This is a genomic window from Herbaspirillum sp. DW155 (genome assembly GCF_037076565.1).
GTDB lineage: Bacteria > Pseudomonadota > Gammaproteobacteria > Burkholderiales > Burkholderiaceae_D > Herbaspirillum.
The window spans coordinates 2,661,780-2,682,821 of record NZ_AP029028.1; the positions used below are offsets into that span (position 1 = coordinate 2,661,780).

Genomic DNA, 21,042 nt, shown 5'->3' on the forward strand with positions numbered 1-21,042 from the left:
TAACAAAAATGCGGTATTGGGGACGTTTACTTCGCTTGTCGCTACGGGGATATTTCTCCTTATGCACCGTTAAGGTGCTATATAGAGCCAATTTAGGGCGGACAACGCGAGACTGCCTGCCCCGCATCCCTGCCATCGGGGAATTGCAAGGCACGCCAAAAAGGATCCTTTTCGCAATAGTGGTACGGTCCACTTAGCGGCCAACTGCGCTATGGGAATATGACATTTCGATGACGTTGGAACGATGTGACGGTTCGTGCCACCCAGCAGCAGACCCAAGGTCATTGCCGCGTCGCGCGACGCCGGCAGGCCCTCCTTCAGCCCTCTTCTCTTGCACCAACATGGCCCATATTTCTTCTTCACGCCCACCGTTCGGCGACATCGCCGAGCCGAGCGGGGCGTCATCTGCAACATCAACGACCGTCGCTCGCACTGAGGCGGCCTCGCCTCCGCAATCGGCGGATTCCCTTCGTCTGCCATCCGGTCGCAGCCTGGAACGCCGGCCCGTACATCTGCAAGGGCGCATCGAGCAGCAGCAAATACCGGTTCTGCACCCGCATACTGACGCCCCGGCCGACGTCCATATCGAGATCGCGCCCGATGCCACGTTGCTGTCGGCGCTGCGCACACCAGTAGCGGCCCCCTCGCCTGCGCTGGCACAGCTGCACCAAGACATGCGGCAGAGCGGCGTAAGCCGTGCCGAATTCGACGAGATCGTCGTGACCCTCAACGGGCGGCACGTGGAATCGGCCTCGGCCGGGATCAGGCTGGCCTCGCTCAATGATCACGTCGGCATCGCCAGTTTTCCGTTCGCTTTCCGTACCAGCACGGTCGCCACGCACCTGCTGGTGGTCAAAGACAGCGTGCCGGGGCCGCAGGGGCCGGACGAGCTTTACTTCATCAAGGGCTACGCCAACCGGCTGGTCAGCGCGCGCGCGCTGCTGGGGTTTGACGCACGGCGCGAGGAACTCATCGCGGCAGAACGCAGCGGCACGGGCGGTCCGCAAGTGAGCATGGAAACCTACTTCTGTACCTATTTGCTGGAGTGTTCGCGACGCTCGGTCCTGTTCGCGCGCCGCAGCGTGGACGAGAGCAATACCGTAGTCATGCCGGTGCCGCCCAATGCCAGCCAGTTCCCCCGCCAGTTTTCATGGGCCAATGCCGAGAACTACATGGCCGAGGGCTTCGGCGAGCCGCCACCATCGAGCCGTGCCGACGGCCGGAGCAGCGATTTCCGCCTGGGCTACTGCGATCTCAATGGTCCGGAGAACCGGGCCATCATCTTCCTCACCGACCAGAAGTACCACGATACCCCGCGTCCGATCCAGAGCCGCTCCTATGGCGAGTATCCGGCCAGTCTGAACATCAGCGGCGGCGCCATCGCCCAGGTGACCGGCTTCGATGAACGCGGGGTGGAGATCATCGCGCCCAGCAGTGCACCGGGCGTGAAGAATGCGACCATGCGCCAGCTCATCGAATCCTTCATGGACGAGCGGCCACGTAACCGCATCCTCATCGTGCGCACTGAAGACCAGTACAGACACCGCTTCGAATACACGCAGCAGGGCCTGCAAATGACCCTGCTCGATCCGCATGGCGATGCGGTCAAGGCGCTATCGCCCTTGCCCGGCGCGGATGTCTCGACCTATGGGTGGCGCGGCGACAATACCGGTCCCTATGGCAGCATCGCCGGCTATGCCGATCCCCGGATCATCGTTTCCACCGGCGAGGAAATCCCCGCCGCCCCCTTCCTCAAGGACCGCCATTCGCTCAAGGGCATTGCGGCGGCGGCCTCGCATGTGCTGACCGACATCATCCTCAACGACCTCAATCCCATGGTCGCGGGCACCACTGCCAATGGCATCATCCGCACCAGCCTGCGCGCGCTGATCACCGGGACCACGGTCTATGGCATGACGGCGCTGATGAACAGCCTGCGCGACGAAAAGACGCACACCTTGTTTTCCGGTGCCCGCGCCTTCACCGGTTCGGGCGCGGGTGTCGTCGACGAGAAGACCATTGCCAGCGCTATCGCAGTGACCGTGCTGGCACAGGATGTGGTGACGGTGGCCTACCGCTTTGCGTACAAGAATTTCGTCAAGGACACGGCCAAGAGCCGGGAACACATTCCGGGGCAGATCTTCAATGAAGCGCTGCTGCCTTTCCTGGGCGAGCTGGGGCGGCTGCTGCTCAATTACGGCATCCAGTCCCGCATGGGACTGCCGCGCGGCAATCAGAACGATATCTACAGCCTCTTCGGCGTGGCCACGGTGCTCACCGGTATCGAGTTCCTGCGCGGCCGCTCGGGCGACCCGGAGAACCATCTGTTGCTCAGCGCAACCTACAAGGCCATGGACTTTTTCGCGGCTGACCTGGTGTTCCGTTCGCTGGGCGCGGTCTACGGTGCCCCGCCGCCTGCGGCCAGCGACAGCGGTGCTGCCGCCGGGCACGGCGATATGGGGCGCAATTATCTGGAAGCCTTCGTCACGCGTCTCGGTGTGCGTGGCGTCGACAAGGCCCTGCTGCCGATACTCTCTGTCGTGTTTGCCGGTGCCGGTCTGGCCGGCCGTTCCGCACGCGCCGGCGAAGACCAGCTAGCGCGGGAGAACAGTCCCAACAATCTGCTGGCACGGGTGCGCGATCTGCTCAACGTCTTTTCGGTGGAAACCGAGCGCATGCTTGAGCAAGGACGTGATCGTCTGGAAGATGTGGAAGCCTTGCGGCGAACCTCGGTCATGCTCAAGGATGGCGTGGAGAACATGCGGCGGGCGATCAACCATCTCAACCTGGAGGCACCACGCACGGCACGCACAGAGCTTGAACAGGTGCAGGCAGCGGCCCGTTTCCACGAGATGACACCGGCACGGCAACAGCAGCATCTGGAGGATGTGCAGCGTTATTACGAAGAGATGATCGCCGCCTCCGACCTGCTCTCCGGACGCGCGCACCCGCCCGATATCGAGCAGGCCGGTCCCTCGCAGCTCCCTGATCTGGAACTGGCCGCCTCCAACAGCATTGCCAGTTTGCCGGTGCGCATCCGCAAGGCCACGGAACAGTTGATGAAAAGTTTTCCGGCGACCTATGCGGCCAACTCGGCCATGGCCTATCCGACCGCAGTGTCGCCCGACTTCATCAGTGCACCGCTGCCGCACACGGCCAGCCCGTCGGCACCCTTCGCCCGCACCGAACGCATTCCGCGCGAACAGACCACCTTTACCGATGCCCAGGTGCCTTACGTCAAGGAATTACAGCAGACGCTGGGTAATGCACCGGGCATGCCGCAGACCGTGGAGCACAGCAATCCGCTCTACCAGCGTCTGAGCAATCGCATGATCGAGGAAGGACGGGAAGCGATCCATGCCTATACGCTGGAGTCGCAACTGTTCCACTACCTGCTGCGTTGGGCGCAGACCGGGCAGCCGCGCTATCTGCGGCTGGCACCGGGCGTGTGGTTCAAGACGGCGGCCATGAACCAGCGTGGCAATCTCACCGGAGAGCGTGATCGCATGGTCACGCCTTTATCGGTCCTGATGGTCAATCTGATGTCCCTGCATGCCAAGACCGTCCCGCACAACGTCTACCGGGCCGTGGTGACCGATGCCCACTACGTGGAGCAGTCGCGCCAGGCGCAGGCGCGCGAACGCTATGGCGCGGATGCCGTCTTCATCGGCGAGGGGGCTCTGCTGGCCATGACCGAATTCATGTCGGTCACCAGCTCCGGGCACATGGCGGCGACCTTCCTGCAGGGATTGGGCTATGGCGCGGCCCCTCTGGATCGCAGCCAGAAGATGGTGATACAGCAGGAGACCGCCGTGACTGTCATCCCCTTGGCCGAGCACATGCAGGTGGAAAGCCTGCTCATGGCCGGTTCGGTGGCGGTGCTGGATCGCATCGATCATGATCCGCCAGCCGAGCGCGCGCGGCGCGGGGGGGCGGACGGCCCGGACGACGCAGAAGAATTCAATCTCGGTCAGGTGCTCTACATCCGCCAGCTCGACACCTTCCAGGCCGAGGTGCGCTATCACCGTTATCTGGAAGCGCTGGAACAGGCCCGGCAAGATGGTCAGCCGCTACAGCTGGAGCTGGAAGACGGTGCCATCTGCTGCCATCCGGAGACGGCGCAGATGTATCGCTACGATGCGCAACGCCAGGAGATGATCTTTACCGGCGGTACGCTCAACAATTTTCACGGCGCGCCGCTGGAGCCTCGCGAAGACGAACCGGCGCGCTGGCGCCATCCCTACCATTCGGCGCTCAGTCCGGCGCAGATCCGCGTGGGCATACTGGGTGCCATCCTTACCGGCCATCCGATCACGCCGTTTCTCAACGACGCCGTGCGCAACGTATCGCACGAGAAGTTCCGCGAAAAAGGGGGCTACTACGACGTCAATCATCCGAATCACCGCTACAAGCAGCGTGACGACGAGAGGCGCCAGGCCATGAAGGAGCGGGTGCGTGCCAATGTGTTGCCGGAGATTCTCGATTGGACACCCGCAACGCGCTTCCCCCTGCCCGCCCCCGGCCAGCCATTCCTGCCCGGCCGGCCCTTCCCGGGCGAAATGCTGGCACGTACGCTGTCGACCGCCCTGCACCGTCCGCTGATGGTCATGGAAGTGGATGAGGCCGGCCAGCTGCTGCTGGAACAACAGGAAGTGCGCGACGACAACCACGCAGTGCGGCTGCAGAATGTGCCAGCGATACGACGGCATTTCCTCAAGACCCACGACCTCTTCGACCTCACCTATTCCCCCGAGGTCGCCCCGATGTTGGGCGTGGGGCCGCGCGGCTACTATCTGGTCACACTGCATGAGGCCAGCTATCGGGCAGTTCCGGTACGTATTGCCGGTGATGGCCTGCAGGCGGGCAATCTCATCCATGCTTTCCTGGCGGCCGCCTATCCCAACCCAGACCAGCGCCGCTATCAGGTACGGGATGGTGCGCTGGTCAGTGCTACCGACACGACGCGCGGGTGGCGCAGACTGGTGCCGGGACGCCCCGACTACGTGGCCAATTCGGCCCGCGATGTACTCGCCTGTCTCAAGAATTTTGCCCGCAGCGACTACGATCCCATCGATCAGTGGCTCGACCGTACCCATGCCGAACTGCATGGTGAGCGAACGCCGCCAGTCGCGACGGCGCGCTGATCAGGCGGCGCATGAGATGGAACCGGCGCTGCCCGGATGCCACTTATCGATGCGGTAAAAGAACCGGGGCGTCGCCTGATGGGCGCGCCCTCCTTTCTTCCGCCTTTTAACGATGCCTCTTTGACGATCATGTCCCACTCCCCTTATTCCCGGCTCATCGCGCAGTTCTGCGGTCTGACCCTGTTCGAACAGCCTGAAACTCTGCTCAAGGGCCAGGCTTTTCAGGTAGAGGGAATCGATTTCTCCCTGATCCACAGCGAACAGATCAATCCGGCGCGCATGACCATCTGCTGCGATCTGGGCGAACTCGGCCAGACCCAGGCTCCGGATCTCTGCCAGAAACTGCTGAAGATGAACCTGTCGCTGCACACCACCGAGAAGCCGATCTTTGCACTCTCGCCGGACACCGGGCACCTGGTCCGTCTGCAAGCCGAGACGGTGGCCGAGTTGACCCCGGGATCGCTGTTGCAAAAGTTAAAAGTCCTCGCACACGAAGCGCGGCAATGGCGCACCGATCCGCTCCTGCTCAGCCAGGAGCGGCGCGCGCCACCGCCCGGCAAGGGTGCTTCCAGTTTTGCTTCGCTCATGGTGCGCAACCGCTGAGGGCGGTGCCGCCCCATGACTTACCAAGGAATTCAATCATGCACAACGTCACAGAAACTTCCCGGACGGGCCTCGATGCTACGGCATCCACTTCCTCCGGCCGCGAAGTTGCTCCATCCACTTCTGCCGCCAGTCTCACGGCCGCCACCTTGTCCCTTCTGGAGAGCGGCCCCAGCCGCACCAACGGCAAACGCGACCTGCCCTTCATCAATACCACGCGGGTGGGCGAGTGGCCGGCGGTCCGTCCGCAATCCCTGGCCGCACCGATGCTCCACAACCTGGAGCTGTTGCGCAATATGCCCAAGGGTGAACAGCGCCTGCAGGCACAGCGCGAGATCTATCAGCACTGGCATGTCATGAGCGACGCCGAAAAGGTCGAGTTGCTCAAGCATGTCAGCGTGCAATACCTGAAGGGCGATATCAGCCCCAACCCTACCTTGGAGAACAAGGAGTTATGGCTGGCCAATCAGTATTACCATCTCGCCGCTGAAGGCGTTCCCGGTGGCATGCTCGATCACCTCAAGAGTACCCTGCCGCCAGCGCGACTGGCTGCGCTGATCGCGGTACGCCGCCAGGGCCCGTCGGTCAGCGTGTTGCATTCGCTGCTCAGCGAGATGAGCTCGCCTCAGCGCAACAAGCTGCTGATGCATCTGGATGAGGGCGAACGCAGTGCGATCACTGAAATCCTGGAGAAGAAGCCGGACATCAGCTTCATCGACACCGGTTACAGTTACAAGAAATACCTGAAGTTCAATGACGGCATCGCCGTCTTGCCGCCCGAGGCCATGAACAAGAAGGTGGCCATCGTGGGCAGTGGTGCAGCCGGCACCGTCGCCGCACGTGAGCTGCTCAAGATCGGCCTGCCCCCCGTCATCATCGAAGCCGACAAGCGCATCGGTGGTCGCCTGGAATCCCGTCCCTATCATGACGGCGAGACAGAATCGAAAGCCTTCTCGGAAATGGGCGCCATGCGCTTTCCGCCCACCGGGGAGACCTGGTTCCACTATCTCAAGCAGTTCGGTGTGAAGACCGATCCGAATTTCCCCAATCCCGGCAAGGTCGACACCAAGCTGTTCTATCGCAATCAGGTCATCGACTGGCCGGGAGGCAATGCCACGCCGTCGGACCCGGTGTTGCAGAAGGTGGGCCGCGACTTCACCGAATTTGCGACCGCGTTGATGATGCCGCTGGAAGAGGCGCGTGCCGTCCATGATACGGAAAAGATGGAGGCAATCTGGCAGAGCTATATCACCAAGTACAAGGACATGAGCTTCCAGGCCGCCGTGCTGGATGGACTCAAGGAACAAAAAGGCTGGGGCAAGACGGAAATGGATGCCTTCGGTGCGCTGGGGATCGGGACCGGGGGGTTCGGCCCGCTGTACCAGGTCAATTTCCTGGAGATTCTGCGCGTCATGCTCAACAAGCTGGAAGATCGCCAGAACCTGCTGCCCGACGGCACCAGCGCAGCGCTGCGACAGTTCTATTCGGAACCGGTGACGCGTCCTGACGGCAGCAAGGTCAGCCTCGACGACAGCGCCGACATTCGTCTGCAGACCAAGGTGACGAGCGTGCAGATGGACAATGGCCGTCCGAGTCTGACCACCGTCCGCCAAAATGGTGACGCGGCCGAAGAGAGCACCGAAACCTTCGACGCCGTGATCGTCACGGCGACTCCCCCCGCCTTGCAGCGCATGGGATTGACCGTGACCTCGGGAACAGGTACGGACCCGCTCAGCGATACCGTCAAGAGTGCGCTGATGGATCTGCACATGATGGATTCTTCCAAGCTCTTCATCCGCACCCCGACCAAGTTCTGGCTGGATGAGCAGGGAAACCCCCGCAAGGATATTCCGCAGACCATCCAGACCGACCAGTCGCCGCACGGCATCTATTGCCTGGATTATCCGGGCATGAAGGAAGGCGTGGTACTGGTCAGCTACACCTGGGGCGACAAATCCACCAAGCTCATGGCCATGACGCCGGAAGAGCGACTGAGCGAATTCAAGAAGGTGATCGAGCAGGTCAGTCCCGAGTTCGCCCGCAACCTGGTGCCGGTCAATGACGAGATCCATGCCATCGACTGGCAGGGTACGCCTAACCAGTACGGTGCCTTCAAGCTCAATACCCCCGGTCAGGAGGCCAGCCAGCAAGAGGCCTACTACCAGTACCTGAGCGTCAACAAGGACCATCCCGATACCGATACCGGGGTCTACATCGCCGGGGACTCGATCTCTCACAACGGCGGCTGGGTCGAAGGCGCGGTCACGACTGCGATCAATGCGGCCGTCGCTACCGCCGTCCACCTGGGCGGCACCGTACCGGAAAATTCGCCGCTGAGCCTGGACAAGAACAAGTACGACTACGGCGCGGCCTGATCGCCTCGCACTAGAGCTTCAGTGCGACACTGCGTGAAGCGCATTCACGCAGTGTCGCGATCCTCGTCTGCGCCCGGCATTGCGGCTCACACCGCCAGATAGGACTCGATGCGTTCGCGCGAAAATTGCGCCAGCGGGCCGCTGGCAACGAACTCGCCATGATCCATGATCAGCAGGTGATCGCATACCGACAGCAGGAAGTCGATATTCTGTTCCGCCAGCAAAAACGCCTTGCCCCGCGCCTTGGCCTGTTGGATGACCTGGGCCATGAGCGCGATATTTTCGGGAGCCACTCCTTCGCTGGGCTCATCCAGCAAGCTCAAGGCGCCCTCTTCACTCATGATGCGGACAAAGGACAAGAGTTTCTTTTCGCCGCCGCTCATCACCCCGGCCTTCTGAGGCAGCCGGGACTGCAGCCGCGGAAACAGCAGAAAGCTGTTGGCAAAGATCGCCAGATCGCGGTTGGCCTGACCCAGCGTCAGATTATCCGCCACCGAAAGCTCGTCGAAGACCACCCGTTCCTGCGGCGCATAGCTCATGCCCATTGCCCGATAGGCATAGGCGGGCTGCCCTTCCAGCGCCTGACCTGACCAGGACACGCTGCCGGAAAACGGGCGGATGATCCCGGCCAGTGCACGCAAGAGCGTGCTCTTGCCGACGCCATTGCGCCCGATCACACCCAGCGCCTGCCCGGCGCTCACCGTAGCGCTCACGCCATGCAGGACGGGCGTATCCGCATAACCGGCCACAAGATTGTCGAATGTCAGCAGCGGGACGGCTGGCGTCATTTTCTTCCTCCCAGATAGACCTTGCGTACCTCGGGCGATGCCTTGATCTCCGCCAGTGCGCCCTGTGCCAGCAACTGGCCCTGGTGCAGCACGAAGACATGGCCGCCGATGGCCTCCAGCGCACTCATGTCGTGTTCGATCAGCAGCGCGCTGGCACCGAGATGATCGACACTCCAGCGTACGACCTCCATGAGTTGCTGGGTTTCCGCCGGCGACAGCCCGGCGCAGGGTTCATCGAGCAGCATCAGTCGCGGTTCCATGAGCGCCACCATGGCGAACTCCAGCATCTGGCGCGCCCCTTGCGAGAGGCTGCCCGCTGCCAGCTCGGGCCGCTGCTGCAACAGCGGCAGCCTTGCCAGCAGGTGCTGACCGAACGCCGAGTGCCACCCCAGTGGTGCGCTGCGCAGATGATCGCGCGGCGACAGACGGTTGGCCCAGAGCGCAATGAGCAGGTTGTGTCTGACGCTGAGTCGAGGGAATACCGAGGGAATCTGGAACTTTCGTCCGATACGCAACTGCGCGACCCGCCATGCGGGAGAGTGGGTGATCGATTGACCGTCGAACCAGATGTCGCCCCGGTCGGCGCTCAGGCGTCCGCTCATGGCGTTGAACATGGAGGTCTTGCCTGCCCCGTTGGGACCGATCACGCAACAGATGCCGCGCGTTCGGCTCTCCAGCGCAAGTCCGTCAAGAATGCGCACTGCCCCGCGGCGCACGTGCACATCCTGCAGTTGCAGATGAGGGACGGCATCGCCGCCGCTGGGCGCACCTGGCGACAGCGCCGGTGCTTGCTGTTCCGTGAGCGAGGTGGACGGTCGCACCCAGCGCGCCGGCCAGCGCAGCCAAGGTGCCACCGCGCCGGAGAGTCCCTGCGGAAACCACAGCACCGCGGCAATGAAGATGAGCGCCATGAGCGCTTCCCAGAACGGATAGCGATCCCGCAAGCTGGCCGAGACCAGACCGATGATCACCGTGGCCGCCAGCGCCCCCACGGGACTGCGGCGACCACCGATGGCCGCCCAGATCACAAATTGCGTGGACATGCCGATGCCGATGGCACTGGGCGTCACAATGCCCTGGTGGGGAGCGTACAGCAGGCCGGCCAGTCCGGAGGCCGCCGCGCCGATGGCAAAGGCAATCGCCTTGAGCCTGCCGGTATCGAAACCGAAGAATTGCAGACGCTCTTCGTTCTGCTCCAGGGCGCTCCACAAGATGCCGAGCGGTGAACGCAGCAGCCGGCAGAAAATCCAGGTACTGCCGATGGATACCACGGCGATGACGTAGTAGAGCGTGGCGTATCGATCGGTTCCGGGAAGATCGGGAATGTCGACCATGCCATTGAAGCCGCCCGTCAGGCCACTGAAGCGATTGGCCAGCAGGCTGGCCAGCATGGCCAGCGCCAGCGTGATGAGCGAGAAGAACGGACCATTGTCCACCTTGCGCCCAAAGACTGCACGGGCCAGCAGATAGGCGATGGCCGCCGGCAACAGCAGGCACAGCGGCAGCAGCGCCAGCATCAGGGGCTGCTGCATGGCGGCCCGCAACAGGGTTCCTGAGAGGTAGGCACCCAGCCCGAAGAACACGGCCTGCCCCAGACACAGGAAACCGACATTGCCCCAGCACAGCGCCACGCCTTGCGTGACGATGCCCAGCAACAGGTAGAGCGCGATTTGATAGGCATCGAAATCCCCCACCACGGCAGGCACCAGCAAGAGCGCAGCGCTGATCAGGACAAGGGCAAGGCGGTTAGCGGCGCGCGATGAGACCATTGGGACGAATCCAGAGAAAGAGTATCGACACGATCAGCACCGCGGCATAGCCGGCCGTCTGATCCAGCAGGTTGGCCGTGAGGCTCTGGGTGGCACCGATGATCCCGGTACCGGCCAGCAGGCCTGCCACGCTGCCGAAACCGCCGACGATGAGCACGAAGAAGGCGTTGAGCAGATAGTCCAGCCCCATGTAGGGTTCGACCCGTACCAGCGGTGCCAGCATGACGCCGCACAGACCGGCCAGCGTCACGCCCGTCACGAAGCTCAGGCTGGCCAGCCGCGTGGTATTGACACCGACCGCCCTGGCCAGTACCGGATTGCCGGTCATGGCGCGGATACGCGCGCCCACCTGGCTGCGGCCAAACCAGATTCCCAGCGCCAGCAAGCCCAGGAACACGCAGGCCATCAGTTCGAGCCGATAGAGCGGATAGGCCAGCGTCCCCAGTTGCAGCGGCTGCGCGGCTGCCAGCGTCACGTTCTGGTATCCGGCGCCGAAGGCTGCCTTGATCAGCTCACGCATCACGATCGACAGTCCCCAGGTCGCCAGCAAGGTATCGAAGGGACGGCTGTAGAGCGTGCGGATCAGGTAGCGTTCCACCGCCCATCCGGCCGTGGCGCAGACCACGATGGCCAAGGGCAAGGCCATCAGGGTCGGCAGTCCGCGTTGCTGTATGAAGACCATGCAGTAGGCTCCCAGCATGACGAATTCGCCGTGGGCCATGTTCATCACCCCCAGCAATCCGAACACGATACCCAGTCCGATGGCTGTCAGCGCCAGGATGGAGAGCACGTAGAGCAGGTCCAGCCCCATTGTCGCCAGCGCGCTTGCATGCATCGCAGTCATGGTGCTCAGACTTTGCAGCTCTGGCCGGCACCCACGGCGGGGAAGGTCTTGGCGATCTCAAAGCCGCTCGGTGAGGCACGCGCGACGAGGATATCCTCCACCACATGTCGCTGATGCATTTCCACCCGACCGCGCGGACCGTCGTAATGGGCCCCCTCGCTTGCGACATTGAAGGCAGGAACCGTGATCTTGCCCGCGCGTCGGGCCAACTCCTCGAACATCAGGAATCCCTCGTAGCAGGATTCGGCCAGGCTGTTGAGTTGCGCATCCGGACCCTTGAACCGGGCCTGGTAGCGCGCCGCGAACGCCTTGGCCGGTGCGGTCTGCAGGGCGGCAAAGTAACCGGCGGAGGAATACAGATTCTCGGCATTCTGCACGCCGATACCGGCCAGCGTGTTTTCTTCGATCAGTGTCCCCAGACGGGTGATGCCGGCGGCCAGACCGAGGCCGGCGAAGGCGCGATTGAAACTCACCGAGGCCCCGCCTACCAGGGTGATGAGCACCGCGTCTGCGCCACTGGCCCGGATCTTGGCCAGGCTGGCATCGAAGTTGTCGACCGAGAACGGTACATATTCCTCACCGACCACGCTGCCACCGCTGCTGGCGATATGGGTGCGCGCAATCGCATTGGTCTCGCGTGGCCAGCTGTAGTCGTTGCCGATCAGGTACCAGCGCTTGAGTTTGCGTTGCTCGCTGAGCCAGGGGATCACCGGTGCCAGCTGCTGGGCCGGTGTTTCGCCGGTGACGTAGACGCCGGGAGAGCACTCCCCGCCCTCGTAGGAAGCGGTGTAGAAATACGGCACCTGGCCCCGCAGCATGGTGGTCAGTGCACCACGGACGGCGCTGTCGTGCATGCCGACGAATGCACGTACGCCGGCCCCCTTCCATAATTTGAGGGCGGTCTGCGTGGCGGCTTCCGGCCCGGCACCGGCGTCGCCGAAGAGCACCTCGATCTTTTGTCCGAGAATGCCGCCACGGGCGTTGATGTCATCCTGGGCGAGCAGGCAGCAATTCTTGCTGGAAGGGCCGAACAATCCGGCCGGACCGCTTGCAGGAATCATGGCACCGACCTTGAGGGTGTCGGCCGCGTGGGCGTTGCGGGCGGTCAGCGCGCCAGCCAGACCCAGTACGCTGCTGCTGGCCATGCCGGTGACGCCGATTAAGGTGCGGCCGAGAAAAGTACGACGTTGCATGATGCGTTTCTCCGGAAAAATGACAGGATGGAAGAACAATGAAAAACAGAACCTGCAAGCGGCATCGGCCTAACGAGCCTGCCGCGGCGGTGGCGGTACCGTGCCGAGGATCGCCTCCACGCAGGCCGCCACCTCCAGCAGGCGGCGGTCCCAACCGGCGGGGCCATCCAGTTCCAGACCCACGGGCAGGCCGCGGTCCGACAAGCCCAGCGGGATGCTGATGCCGGGTAGCCCGGCAATGCTGGCACCGTCGACATTGCGGGCAAACGCACCGAATGTGGGTATGCGTTCGCCGTTGAGATCGACGTTGGCGTCCTCGCCGATGGGACGGGCCGTGAGCGCGGTCGTGGGGAAGATCAAGGCATCGAGACGATTGCTGCGGAAGCAATCGTCGTAAAGTGCCTGGATCATCGCGCGCTCCCTGAGCGCCTGACGGTAAGCCTGTTCCGGTACGGGCTGATCCATGGCGGCATGGATGATGCCGGCCACGTCGGGGCTGCCGACCTGTTTCAATATGTCCAGCAAGGCTTGCTTGGCGTCCGACGCATGCAGATAAGCGGGCAGATCAACCAGAAACTCATACAACACAATGGCGAAGCCGGCGGCACCATTGAGTGCCTGCAGCGTCGGCAGTTCGACATCGACCAGCTCCACGCCCGCCTTGGCCAGCCGTGCCAGCGCACCCTCGGCGGCGGCTTCTACCTCTTGCTCCAGACCGACCCAGGAAGGATTGCGCAATACCCCCAGCCGCAATTGCCCGGGCGAGATCGCGGCCAGAGGCTGCAGCTCGGGGCTGCCTGCCATGATCTGGTCCAGCAGGGCTACATCGGCCACGCTGCGTGCCATCGGACCGGCGGTGTCGCGCGTATGCGAAATCGGCACGATGCCCTGCTGCGAATAGCGTCCCGAACTCGGCCGCAGACCCACCACGCCACACAGTGCCGCCGGGATACGGACCGAACCGCCAGTGTCCGTGCCCACCGCGGCCGGGGCCAGTCGCGCCGCCAGCAGGGCTGCGGAGCCGCCACTGCTGCCACCGGCAATCAGATTGCGGTCATACGGATTGCGGCACGGTCCGAACACGCCGTTGTTGCTGGTGATGCCGAAGGCCAGTTCATGCAGGTTGGCCTTGCCTGCATACAGCGCGCCAGCAGCAAACAGGTGCGCTGCCACCGGAGCGTGATGTTGCGCCACGTGCTGTCGCAACGCCGCCGTGCCGCCCGTGGTGGCGATACCGGCGACGTCGATATTGTCCTTGATGGCGATCGGGATGCCGGCCAGCACACCCTGCACGGCACCCTTGTCGAACGCACGCGCCTGCGCCCGCAGCAACTCGGAGTCGCGATGCAGGTAGCAATTCAGATGTGCCTGCGCTTCGGTCTCGGCGATGAGGGCATCGACATATTCCGTACAGGAGAAGCGGCGATCGGTAAGCCCTTTTCTCGCTTCGATCAGGGTCAGTTCCAGCAGATCCATGAATTCATCCATTTACTAGTGAAGAGACCGGCCACGCCTGCAGGCAGCCCCACCAGCGCGACGGCCGGTCTCAAGGTGATGCGGGCCGCAGCCGCGCCAGTCAAAACTTGAATCAGAACTTGAATACGCTCTTGAACCACAGGCTCTTGCCCTGTACCCGGTTCTCCACCATGGTCTCGGTGAGGTACTTGAGTTCGAAGGAAGCGAAACTGGCCTGATAGAACAGACCGGGGCCGATTGCCAGTGCCCGTCCCTTGTTGCCGTCGCTGCCCACCTTCACGCCGTTCTGTTCGTCGTTGGTGATCTGCTGGAAGTAATAGCCCTGCAAACCTGCCTTGAAGCTGGGGGTAAAGGCATAACCGAGGTTGTAGTCGGCCTCGAAGTACTGACCGGATTTGTAGTTGGTGGCGTTGTTGCGGGTGTTGAAGCTGTAGGTGAAGCGACTGGAAATGTCGATGCCGTTGGCCGGCGCATAGGTCCAGCCAAACTGGGGGCGAAGGGTGGTGTAGTTCGAACCGATGTTGGCCAGCCGGTCCTTGTTGTACAAGCCGGTCGGTGCAACCAGGGCCATCAGGCCATACCAGTGCCAGTCACCCTGATGCCACGCCACCAGCGAACCCACTTCCAGATCGCCCAGGCCGGTGCGGCTGTCTGTGCGGCCTGCTGCCTGGACGGTCTGGTCTACCAGCGGCAGCGCACTGTAGAAGCCCAGCAAGCCGCCATAGACGTCGGTGTTGGTCATGTGGACGATCTTGAGGGCCGCCACATTGGCCTTGACGCTGAACCCCGGCACGGAGGAATTGCCGTTGCCGTCGTTGAAGCGGTCTCCACTGTAGTGGTTCAGAAACGCCAGGCCGTAGGTGCCCGGCGGCGGCAGCGCGCCTGCCATGAAGCCGTCCGCTCCGTTGGGTGTATTGCCGCCCCCGCCTTCCACGGCCAGCACGGCTGGAGACGCCAGCACCACGCCCGAGCAGAACAAGCCTTTCCACAGAATATTGCGCATCACGTCACTCCCTTTTTTTCGTCAATTGGTTGGTGGCAACCTGCCGCCATCGCTTCCCGCACGCCCGCCGCACAGGCGAGCCAGCCGCAAGGTATCGGCCTGAGATCGCATCTCACTCAGAGAAACAGCTCATCGGTTGAGGTGGAGAATAGGTCAGCGCCGCGTCCGCGCCTATCCACAAGAATGAGGATGCGTTGATGAGCCGGAAGAAAGACTGCGCAAACGTCGACGCCCGTGCGTCACCGATCGCGTGCTCCCCGCCATCGGCCCGAAATGCAGGCGAGATCAGCGCTTGCGGCCGGCGCGCAACATCGGCGGCATTGCGTCGTGACGGCAAAATCGGTAGCATGGTCGCGCTGCGAATCTGGCTCGCGAATCTGGCTCGCGAACGTGGCTCGTGAAACCGCGGGCGCCGGAACCAGCAATAAAAACGATTTAAATAATTTATAAAGTATGGAGACCGCGCGGCGACAGGATTGACTCCCTGTCACTGCGTACCCAGCAGTCCCTTGTTCTTCGATGATGTGATCGCGCACCGGCTGAAAGGCAGGTGTGGAATGCATCTTGCTTGATGGCAGGTCGCCTGCCTGCGTGCTACCTGTGGCGAAGATATCTGCATCCGAATGCAGCATCCACGGGTGCATGGCGGCACGATCAGGTGCGGGCGCGATGCTTTTTGGTGCGCGATCCGCGACGAGCAAGGGACGACGGATGTGTGTTGAGGAGGGCACGACGCGTGTACATTTCGGCCGATAAATTGCGGTTGCTTGAGCACATCATGTGGGGGCTCAATGGCTGCCGCTCCAACCATGAAGTTCGGGAATTCCTTTCCCTGCCGCTGCTCCGGCTGCTGGAAGCGGATTACTTCGCCTCCTACACCTGGGATGACGACCGGCACTGTTTCAGTGACCGGGTGTCGGTCAATATGGACCCGGCCAATCTGGCCAACTACGAGCACTACTATCAGTATCGTGATCCCATCACCCACAAGCTTCAGCGCCTGAGCGTACCGACCCTGGTCACGCAGGTGATGCCGATGGAGCATCTGCAACGCACCGAATTCTTCAATGACTTCCTGGCGCGGGACGGCTTGTGCTTCGGCATCAACATGTTTGCCTACGATGGCACCCGCAATATCGGCGACATCCGCATCTGGCGCGGCGCGCGGAGAGAAAACTTCAGTCCGGCGGCGCTGCAGTTGCTGGCATTGATCCAGCCATCGTTCACCCACGCCCTGCAGCGGACCAAACCGCGTGCGGCAGCCCTGGCGGCGGATGAAGTCGACCCCGCCGTCGTATCCCGGCTGTCCGAGCGCGAACGCGACCTGGCCCGCTACATCTGTCGCGGGCTTTCCGACAAGGCGATCGCACGTGAGTTGCACATCGAATTCTCGACGGTACGCACCCATATTTCCAAGATCTTCAAGAAGCTCAACGTCAGCAACCGGACGCAGCTGGTCAAGTGCCTGATCGAAGAACGCCAGACAAGCTGACAAATAGCTGACACGCGGACGCACGTGCGGGCGGCCGCCTGCGAATCCGTGTTTGCGTGTCGCCATCCCCTGCTTTGCAGGGCGCTGTCGCCGCGCCCCTCATCGCTCGCCAACGCTCTGCATCACCCTGCCCGCTTTTACCCCGATTTCATTCTCTTGTTTGCTCTGAAGCGCGACGTCGACGTTCATGAATGGCGGGCGTAGTCGCGCAATGTGGCAGCGCTGCGTGCCATACATTGAATTTTTAATGTATCACTCATCAATACGGTGTTACCATGCGCGATACTCTGCTTTTTGATACGACGTAAGGTTTTCTTGAAAAGGGGCGGTCATGTTCACTCATCTGAAGATAGCCAGGCGGCTTGGCCTGGGTCTTGGGCTGGTTCTGGTGTTGTCCTGTATGACCACCGGGGTCGCGTTGTGGAATCTGCAGACACTGAGCGACGCCTCCTCTGCCATGATGAAGAAACCCCTGATGAAGGAGCGGCTCAGCAGCGACTGGTATCGGGCCATCGAATCGGGGATCATGCGCACCACCGCCATCGCCAAAAGCAGCGATACCTCACTGACGGCTTTTCTCGCTACCGAAGGGCCCAAGAAATCGGGGGATCTGCAAGAACATATCGGCAGCCTGCTCGACACCGATGAAGAACGGGCGCTGTTTGAGAAGATCGGTGTGCAGCGCAAGCGCTATCTGGCCGCGCGGGATCGGGTCAATCAGTTGAAGGCTGCCGGCCAGGCCGAGCTGGCGCTCAAGACACTGGAAAATGAATACGTGCCGGTGGCCAAAGAATTCCAGCAGCTCATGCAAGCCTTTCTCAATGTCCAGCGCCAGCAGATCGACCGCATCAATCTCGATATTGAACAGACGGCAAAGCAGAGCCGTCGGCTGCTGTTGATTCTGGAGGGGCTTGCCATCCTGCTGGCGGCCATCGTGGTGCACCTGCTGGCGCGCTCCATCATCGGCCCGCTGACCGAGGCGGTCGGTGTCGCGGACCGGGTCGCCCGCGGCGACCTGACGGCCAGCCTTCAAGTGGACGCGCGGGACGAGGTTGGCCAGTTGATGCAATCGCTACGTTCGATGACACTCAATCTGCGCGAGCTCATCAGCAAGCTGCGCATCAGCATCCACGGCATTGCCATCGCCTCGGCCGAAATCGCCACCGGCAGCCAGGACCTCTCGGTACGGACCGAGCAGCAGGCTTCCTCGGTGGAAGAAACCGCAGCCGCCATGGAACAGATCGCCACCACCGTCAAACGCAACGCCGAACACGCCCGGCGTGCCGACCAGACCACCGCCATCGCTTCCAGTGCGGCCTCGGCCGGTGGTGACGCGGTAGCGCGGATGATACGGACCATGGAGACCATCAATGCTTCATCCCAGAAGATCTCCAGCATCATCGGTGTGATCGATGGCATCGCCTTCCAGACCAATATCTTGGCACTCAATGCGGCAGTGGAGGCCGCCCGTGCCGGTGAACAGGGGCGTGGCTTCGCCGTGGTGGCCACGGAAGTGCGCAGCCTGGCGCAGCGTTCGGCGGCCGCGGCCAGGGAGATCAAGGAATTGATTACCGATTCGGTGCTCAAGGTCAACGCAGGCACTGCGCTGGTACAGGAAGCCGGCAAGACCATCCACGGTATCGTCGTGAGTGTGGAGAGCGTCGCCGCCATCATTGGCGATATCAGTTCCTCCGGCCAGGATCAGGCAAGCGGCATCGCCGAAGTCAGCGACGCCATCAACCTGATCGACGACGTGACGCAGAAGAATGCCGCCCTGGTGGAGCAAGCCATGGCAGCGGCGGCCGCCATGAAGGATGAGGCCCGCAGTCTGGCGGACCTCATCAGCATCTTCAAGCTTGAGGGGAGTCTCGAGACCCCGGTACTGGAGGACGCGTCCGGCAAGCCGGTCAAGCCATCGCTGGCGCTGCAGTATTGAGCGTTCAGGCCAGGCCGGACTGCCCTGCCTGCGGCCGCTCAAGCAGTGAACGGATGGCGGGATAGTCATACAGTTCGTCTCGCATCGCCGAGATCGTGTCGGCGCGTACGCCCGGCGGCGGCAGTCTCGGCAAGCCCGCTCTCGCCAGTGCGTCCAGTGCGCGGCGCAACATCCGGCGCGACTGCGCCACCTCGGCTTGCGGCCAACCGCGCGCCCGTGCCATGTTGTACAAACCGACCGGTCCGCTGGTGAGGCCATGTCCTACGGCGCGCCCCAAGAGCCTCAGTTCGTCGCGACGGGTATAGGTAAAGCGCCGGTAAGCCAGGGTGCCGCGCAGGTCCACGCTGCGCGTAGAGGTCTGCAGGGACCAGCGCGGATCATCCAGCGGCGGGTTGTCGAGGGCCGAGGGCGGTGGCCCGGAAAGGATGCGCTTGTTGTCGGCTTTGGTCACCCTCACCTCGCCGGTCGCAGCCGTGAAGGCGGCTCCCCCGGTGATCCCCACCGTGACCGCCCCGGCCAGCGGGGCAGGTTGCAGTTGGTGGCTATCGCCAGAGACATGCAGGCTGTCGATGTTGGTGAGGGTGTCGATGATCGGCATGCTGGTGCCGGTCGAGATTCCCCCTTGGAAAGCCTGCACGTAACGCTGGATGATCTGGGCGGACTCGCCCGGCTTGCGCAGGCGTGCGCGGCGATTACGCTTTTCGAGGTAGGACAGATCGTCCAGGCAACGGCCGATCAGACCGTCTGCCGGGAGCCGTTGCCAGTGCTCCATGTCGAACGATTCGAAGTCGTCGATCTCGCGGGTGGCGATGGCGATTTCCTCGGCCAGTTCGGCGCTGCGTCGCTGCAGCACCGCCAGCGGTCGTTGCCGGCTGCCGCCTGCGACAATCTCGCGTTCAAGCTCCAGTTGTTCCTTGATCAGCGTGGCGAACGCATCTTCGTACACCTCTCGGATAGCCGCCACGCGGATCTCCGGCTGGGTGATGAAGGATTGGCGCAAAGCGGCTTCATTCACGTCCGCTGCAGTGAGTTCCGAGAAGTGTCGCTTTGCCGCCTGCGGCAGCAGGAAATCACCCCATTTCACATTGGCGCGCAGGTTGTAACGGTGGCGGTTGCGCTGCTCATCCAGATAACCGGCCGCCCATTGCAAGGGAATGGTCGCGCCAAGGATGGCCGGACCGGCAATCTGGCCGGCTACGGGCACGGTGGCCGTGATCACTGCGCCGCTCACGCCGATGCCGTTGACGGCCATGCCCCAGGCCTTGCTGTAGGTCTGGGTACGATTGAGACCGATGCGCCGCCGGTAGGTACGGTCGATCAGCTCGTGCAAGTCCATGAAGGCCGCGACCAGGCCGGCCAGTGCTGCGGATTGATCGTCACCATCGACCACTCGTTCGAACTGCGTGATCGCCTGTTCCAGCGCCTGCCGACGGGCGACGGCCCTGTGCAGGATCTGCCCCATGTCCGGGCTCTTGTCGATCTCCGGTCTGACCACGGGCTGTCCGCCGGCGCGTTTGAACGATTCCTTGATATCGGTGTACGTGCGCAACCGACCCGTGACGAACGGATTGATCAGGTTGGGCGGGAGTTCATGGGCGAGTATCTTGCACACCTCCGCCAGCACCTTGAGCGCTTCACCACTGCCCGGCAACTCCGATACGCCCAGGCTGATCAGTGCGGCGGCAGTACTGACCACCCGCCCGGCAACACTGTGCAGCCCCTCATAACGTCCGGCAGCCCTGATGCCACGCAGATAGTTGGCGACATCGATATTGAGCGCCTCCATCATGTGCGCGGTGGCCACGTCAGTGAGCAGCGTGCGGGAATAATTTTCGGGATGGCAGCGCAGTTCGGCGAGCAGATCGTCAATCCGCTGGTGATACAGGCGCTGCAGTGTCTGGCGGTCCTGGTCGGACTTTGGCAGGTGTGGCAGGAATTTTGCAAGATTACTCTTGGGAAAATAGATTTCGGCGGCTCGCCGCAATTTGATCGCAGCCACCGCATGTCCCAGGTCCAACTGACGATCGATGGCATGTTGGTATTGCAGCAGCAGCTCACCGCGCCGCGCAATCTGCAGCAGCGCCGGGGAGACCGTCGGATCGCCGTCGACAGGCGCTGCCTGGCTGTCGATGAGGCTGACGTGATCGAGTTCGCTGTCGGCGATCTCCTCGGACGGTGGCGCGGCGCGTCCTTGCGGCAAGGGTGCCGAAGCGGTCCTGCGCACCTGCGCCAGCAAGGCCGCGGCTGCGCGGCGGTCGGAGATGATGCGTTGCGAGTGGCCACGCTCATCTTCGTCGTCGGCCGCCAGCCGGGGCTGAACGGTGCCGTCAGACGGAGCAACTGCACCGGCCAGCGGCGGCAATTCAGAAAGCGTAGGCAAGTGAAAAGAGGTGGAAGCGGTTTTCATGGAACGTATCAA

The 21,042-nt window shown here is 62.7% G+C and carries 12 protein-coding genes; 5 read left to right on the forward strand and 7 right to left on the reverse strand.

All coding sequences use genetic code 11. The features are described 5' to 3' along the window. Nucleotides 1–341: 341 nt before the first annotated feature. From AACH55_RS12190 to AACH55_RS12200, 3 genes are read left to right on the forward strand one after another with little or no spacing between them, the layout of a single operon-like run. Complete coding sequence (locus tag AACH55_RS12190) at nt 342–5,144, forward strand: hypothetical protein (protein ID WP_338720012.1); 4,803 nt, start codon at nt 342–344, stop codon at nt 5,142–5,144. A gap of 36 nt (nt 5,145–5,180) precedes the next feature. Then, nucleotides 5,181–5,747 (forward strand): CesT family type III secretion system chaperone, encoded by a 567-nt coding sequence (locus tag AACH55_RS12195; RefSeq protein WP_338720014.1) that lies wholly within the window; start codon nt 5,181–5,183, stop codon nt 5,745–5,747. Nucleotides 5,748–5,785: 38 nt separating this feature from the next. Next, on the forward strand, nt 5,786–8,122 hold the full coding sequence (locus AACH55_RS12200) for an FAD-dependent oxidoreductase (protein ID WP_338720016.1): 2,337 nt from the start codon (nt 5,786–5,788) through the stop codon (nt 8,120–8,122). An 86-nt stretch (nt 8,123–8,208) separates the two neighbouring features. On the opposite strand, the gene AACH55_RS12205 is transcribed toward AACH55_RS12200, so the two are convergent. The 6 genes from AACH55_RS12205 to AACH55_RS12230 all read right to left on the reverse strand — a co-directional run bounded on the left by AACH55_RS12205 (nt 8,209) and on the right by AACH55_RS12230 (nt 15,195). After that, nucleotides 8,209–8,910 (reverse strand): ATP-binding cassette domain-containing protein, encoded by a 702-nt coding sequence (locus AACH55_RS12205; RefSeq protein WP_338720018.1) that lies wholly within the window; start codon nt 8,908–8,910, stop codon nt 8,209–8,211. Then, nucleotides 8,907–10,679, reverse strand: a complete 1,773-nt coding sequence (locus AACH55_RS12210) for an ATP-binding cassette domain-containing protein (protein WP_338720020.1) — start codon at nt 10,677–10,679, stop codon at nt 8,907–8,909. The genes AACH55_RS12205 and AACH55_RS12210 overlap by 4 nt, the downstream gene beginning before the upstream one ends. Next, complete coding sequence (locus AACH55_RS12215) at nt 10,657–11,523, reverse strand: branched-chain amino acid ABC transporter permease (RefSeq protein WP_338720022.1); 867 nt, start codon at nt 11,521–11,523, stop codon at nt 10,657–10,659. Before AACH55_RS12215 ends, AACH55_RS12210 begins: the two co-directional genes overlap by 23 nt. A gap of 5 nt (nt 11,524–11,528) precedes the next feature. Further along, a complete protein-coding gene (locus tag AACH55_RS12220) occupies nt 11,529–12,716 on the reverse strand; it encodes a substrate-binding domain-containing protein (RefSeq protein WP_338720024.1) in 1,188 nt (395 codons plus the stop codon). 69 nt (nt 12,717–12,785) lie between these two features. After that, nucleotides 12,786–14,192 carry an indoleacetamide hydrolase gene (gene iaaH, locus AACH55_RS12225; protein ID WP_338720026.1) on the reverse strand — a complete coding sequence of 469 codons (1,407 nt, stop codon included), beginning with the start codon at nt 14,190–14,192 and terminating at the stop codon, nt 12,786–12,788. Between the two features lie 112 nt (nt 14,193–14,304). Then, the gene (locus AACH55_RS12230) at nt 14,305–15,195 is read right to left on the reverse strand and encodes a transporter (protein ID WP_338720029.1); all 891 of its coding nucleotides are present in this window, start codon (nt 15,193–15,195) and stop codon (nt 14,305–14,307) included. A 778-nt stretch (nt 15,196–15,973) separates the two neighbouring features. Here AACH55_RS12230 and AACH55_RS12235 point away from each other — a divergent pair. Together AACH55_RS12235 and AACH55_RS12240 are read left to right on the forward strand one after the other, a co-directional pair. Then, the gene (locus AACH55_RS12235) at nt 15,974–16,687 is read left to right on the forward strand and encodes a response regulator transcription factor (RefSeq protein WP_338720030.1); all 714 of its coding nucleotides are present in this window, start codon (nt 15,974–15,976) and stop codon (nt 16,685–16,687) included. Nucleotides 16,688–17,018: 331 nt separating this feature from the next. Further along, entirely contained in the window at nt 17,019–18,623 is a 1,605-nt protein-coding gene (locus AACH55_RS12240) for a methyl-accepting chemotaxis protein (protein ID WP_338720032.1), read from the forward strand. A 4-nt stretch (nt 18,624–18,627) separates the two neighbouring features. On the opposite strand, the gene AACH55_RS12245 is transcribed toward AACH55_RS12240, so the two are convergent. After that, a complete protein-coding gene (locus AACH55_RS12245; RefSeq protein ID WP_338720034.1) occupies nt 18,628–20,985 on the reverse strand; it encodes a hypothetical protein in 2,358 nt (785 codons plus the stop codon). Nucleotides 20,986–21,042: the final 57 nt, after the last annotated feature.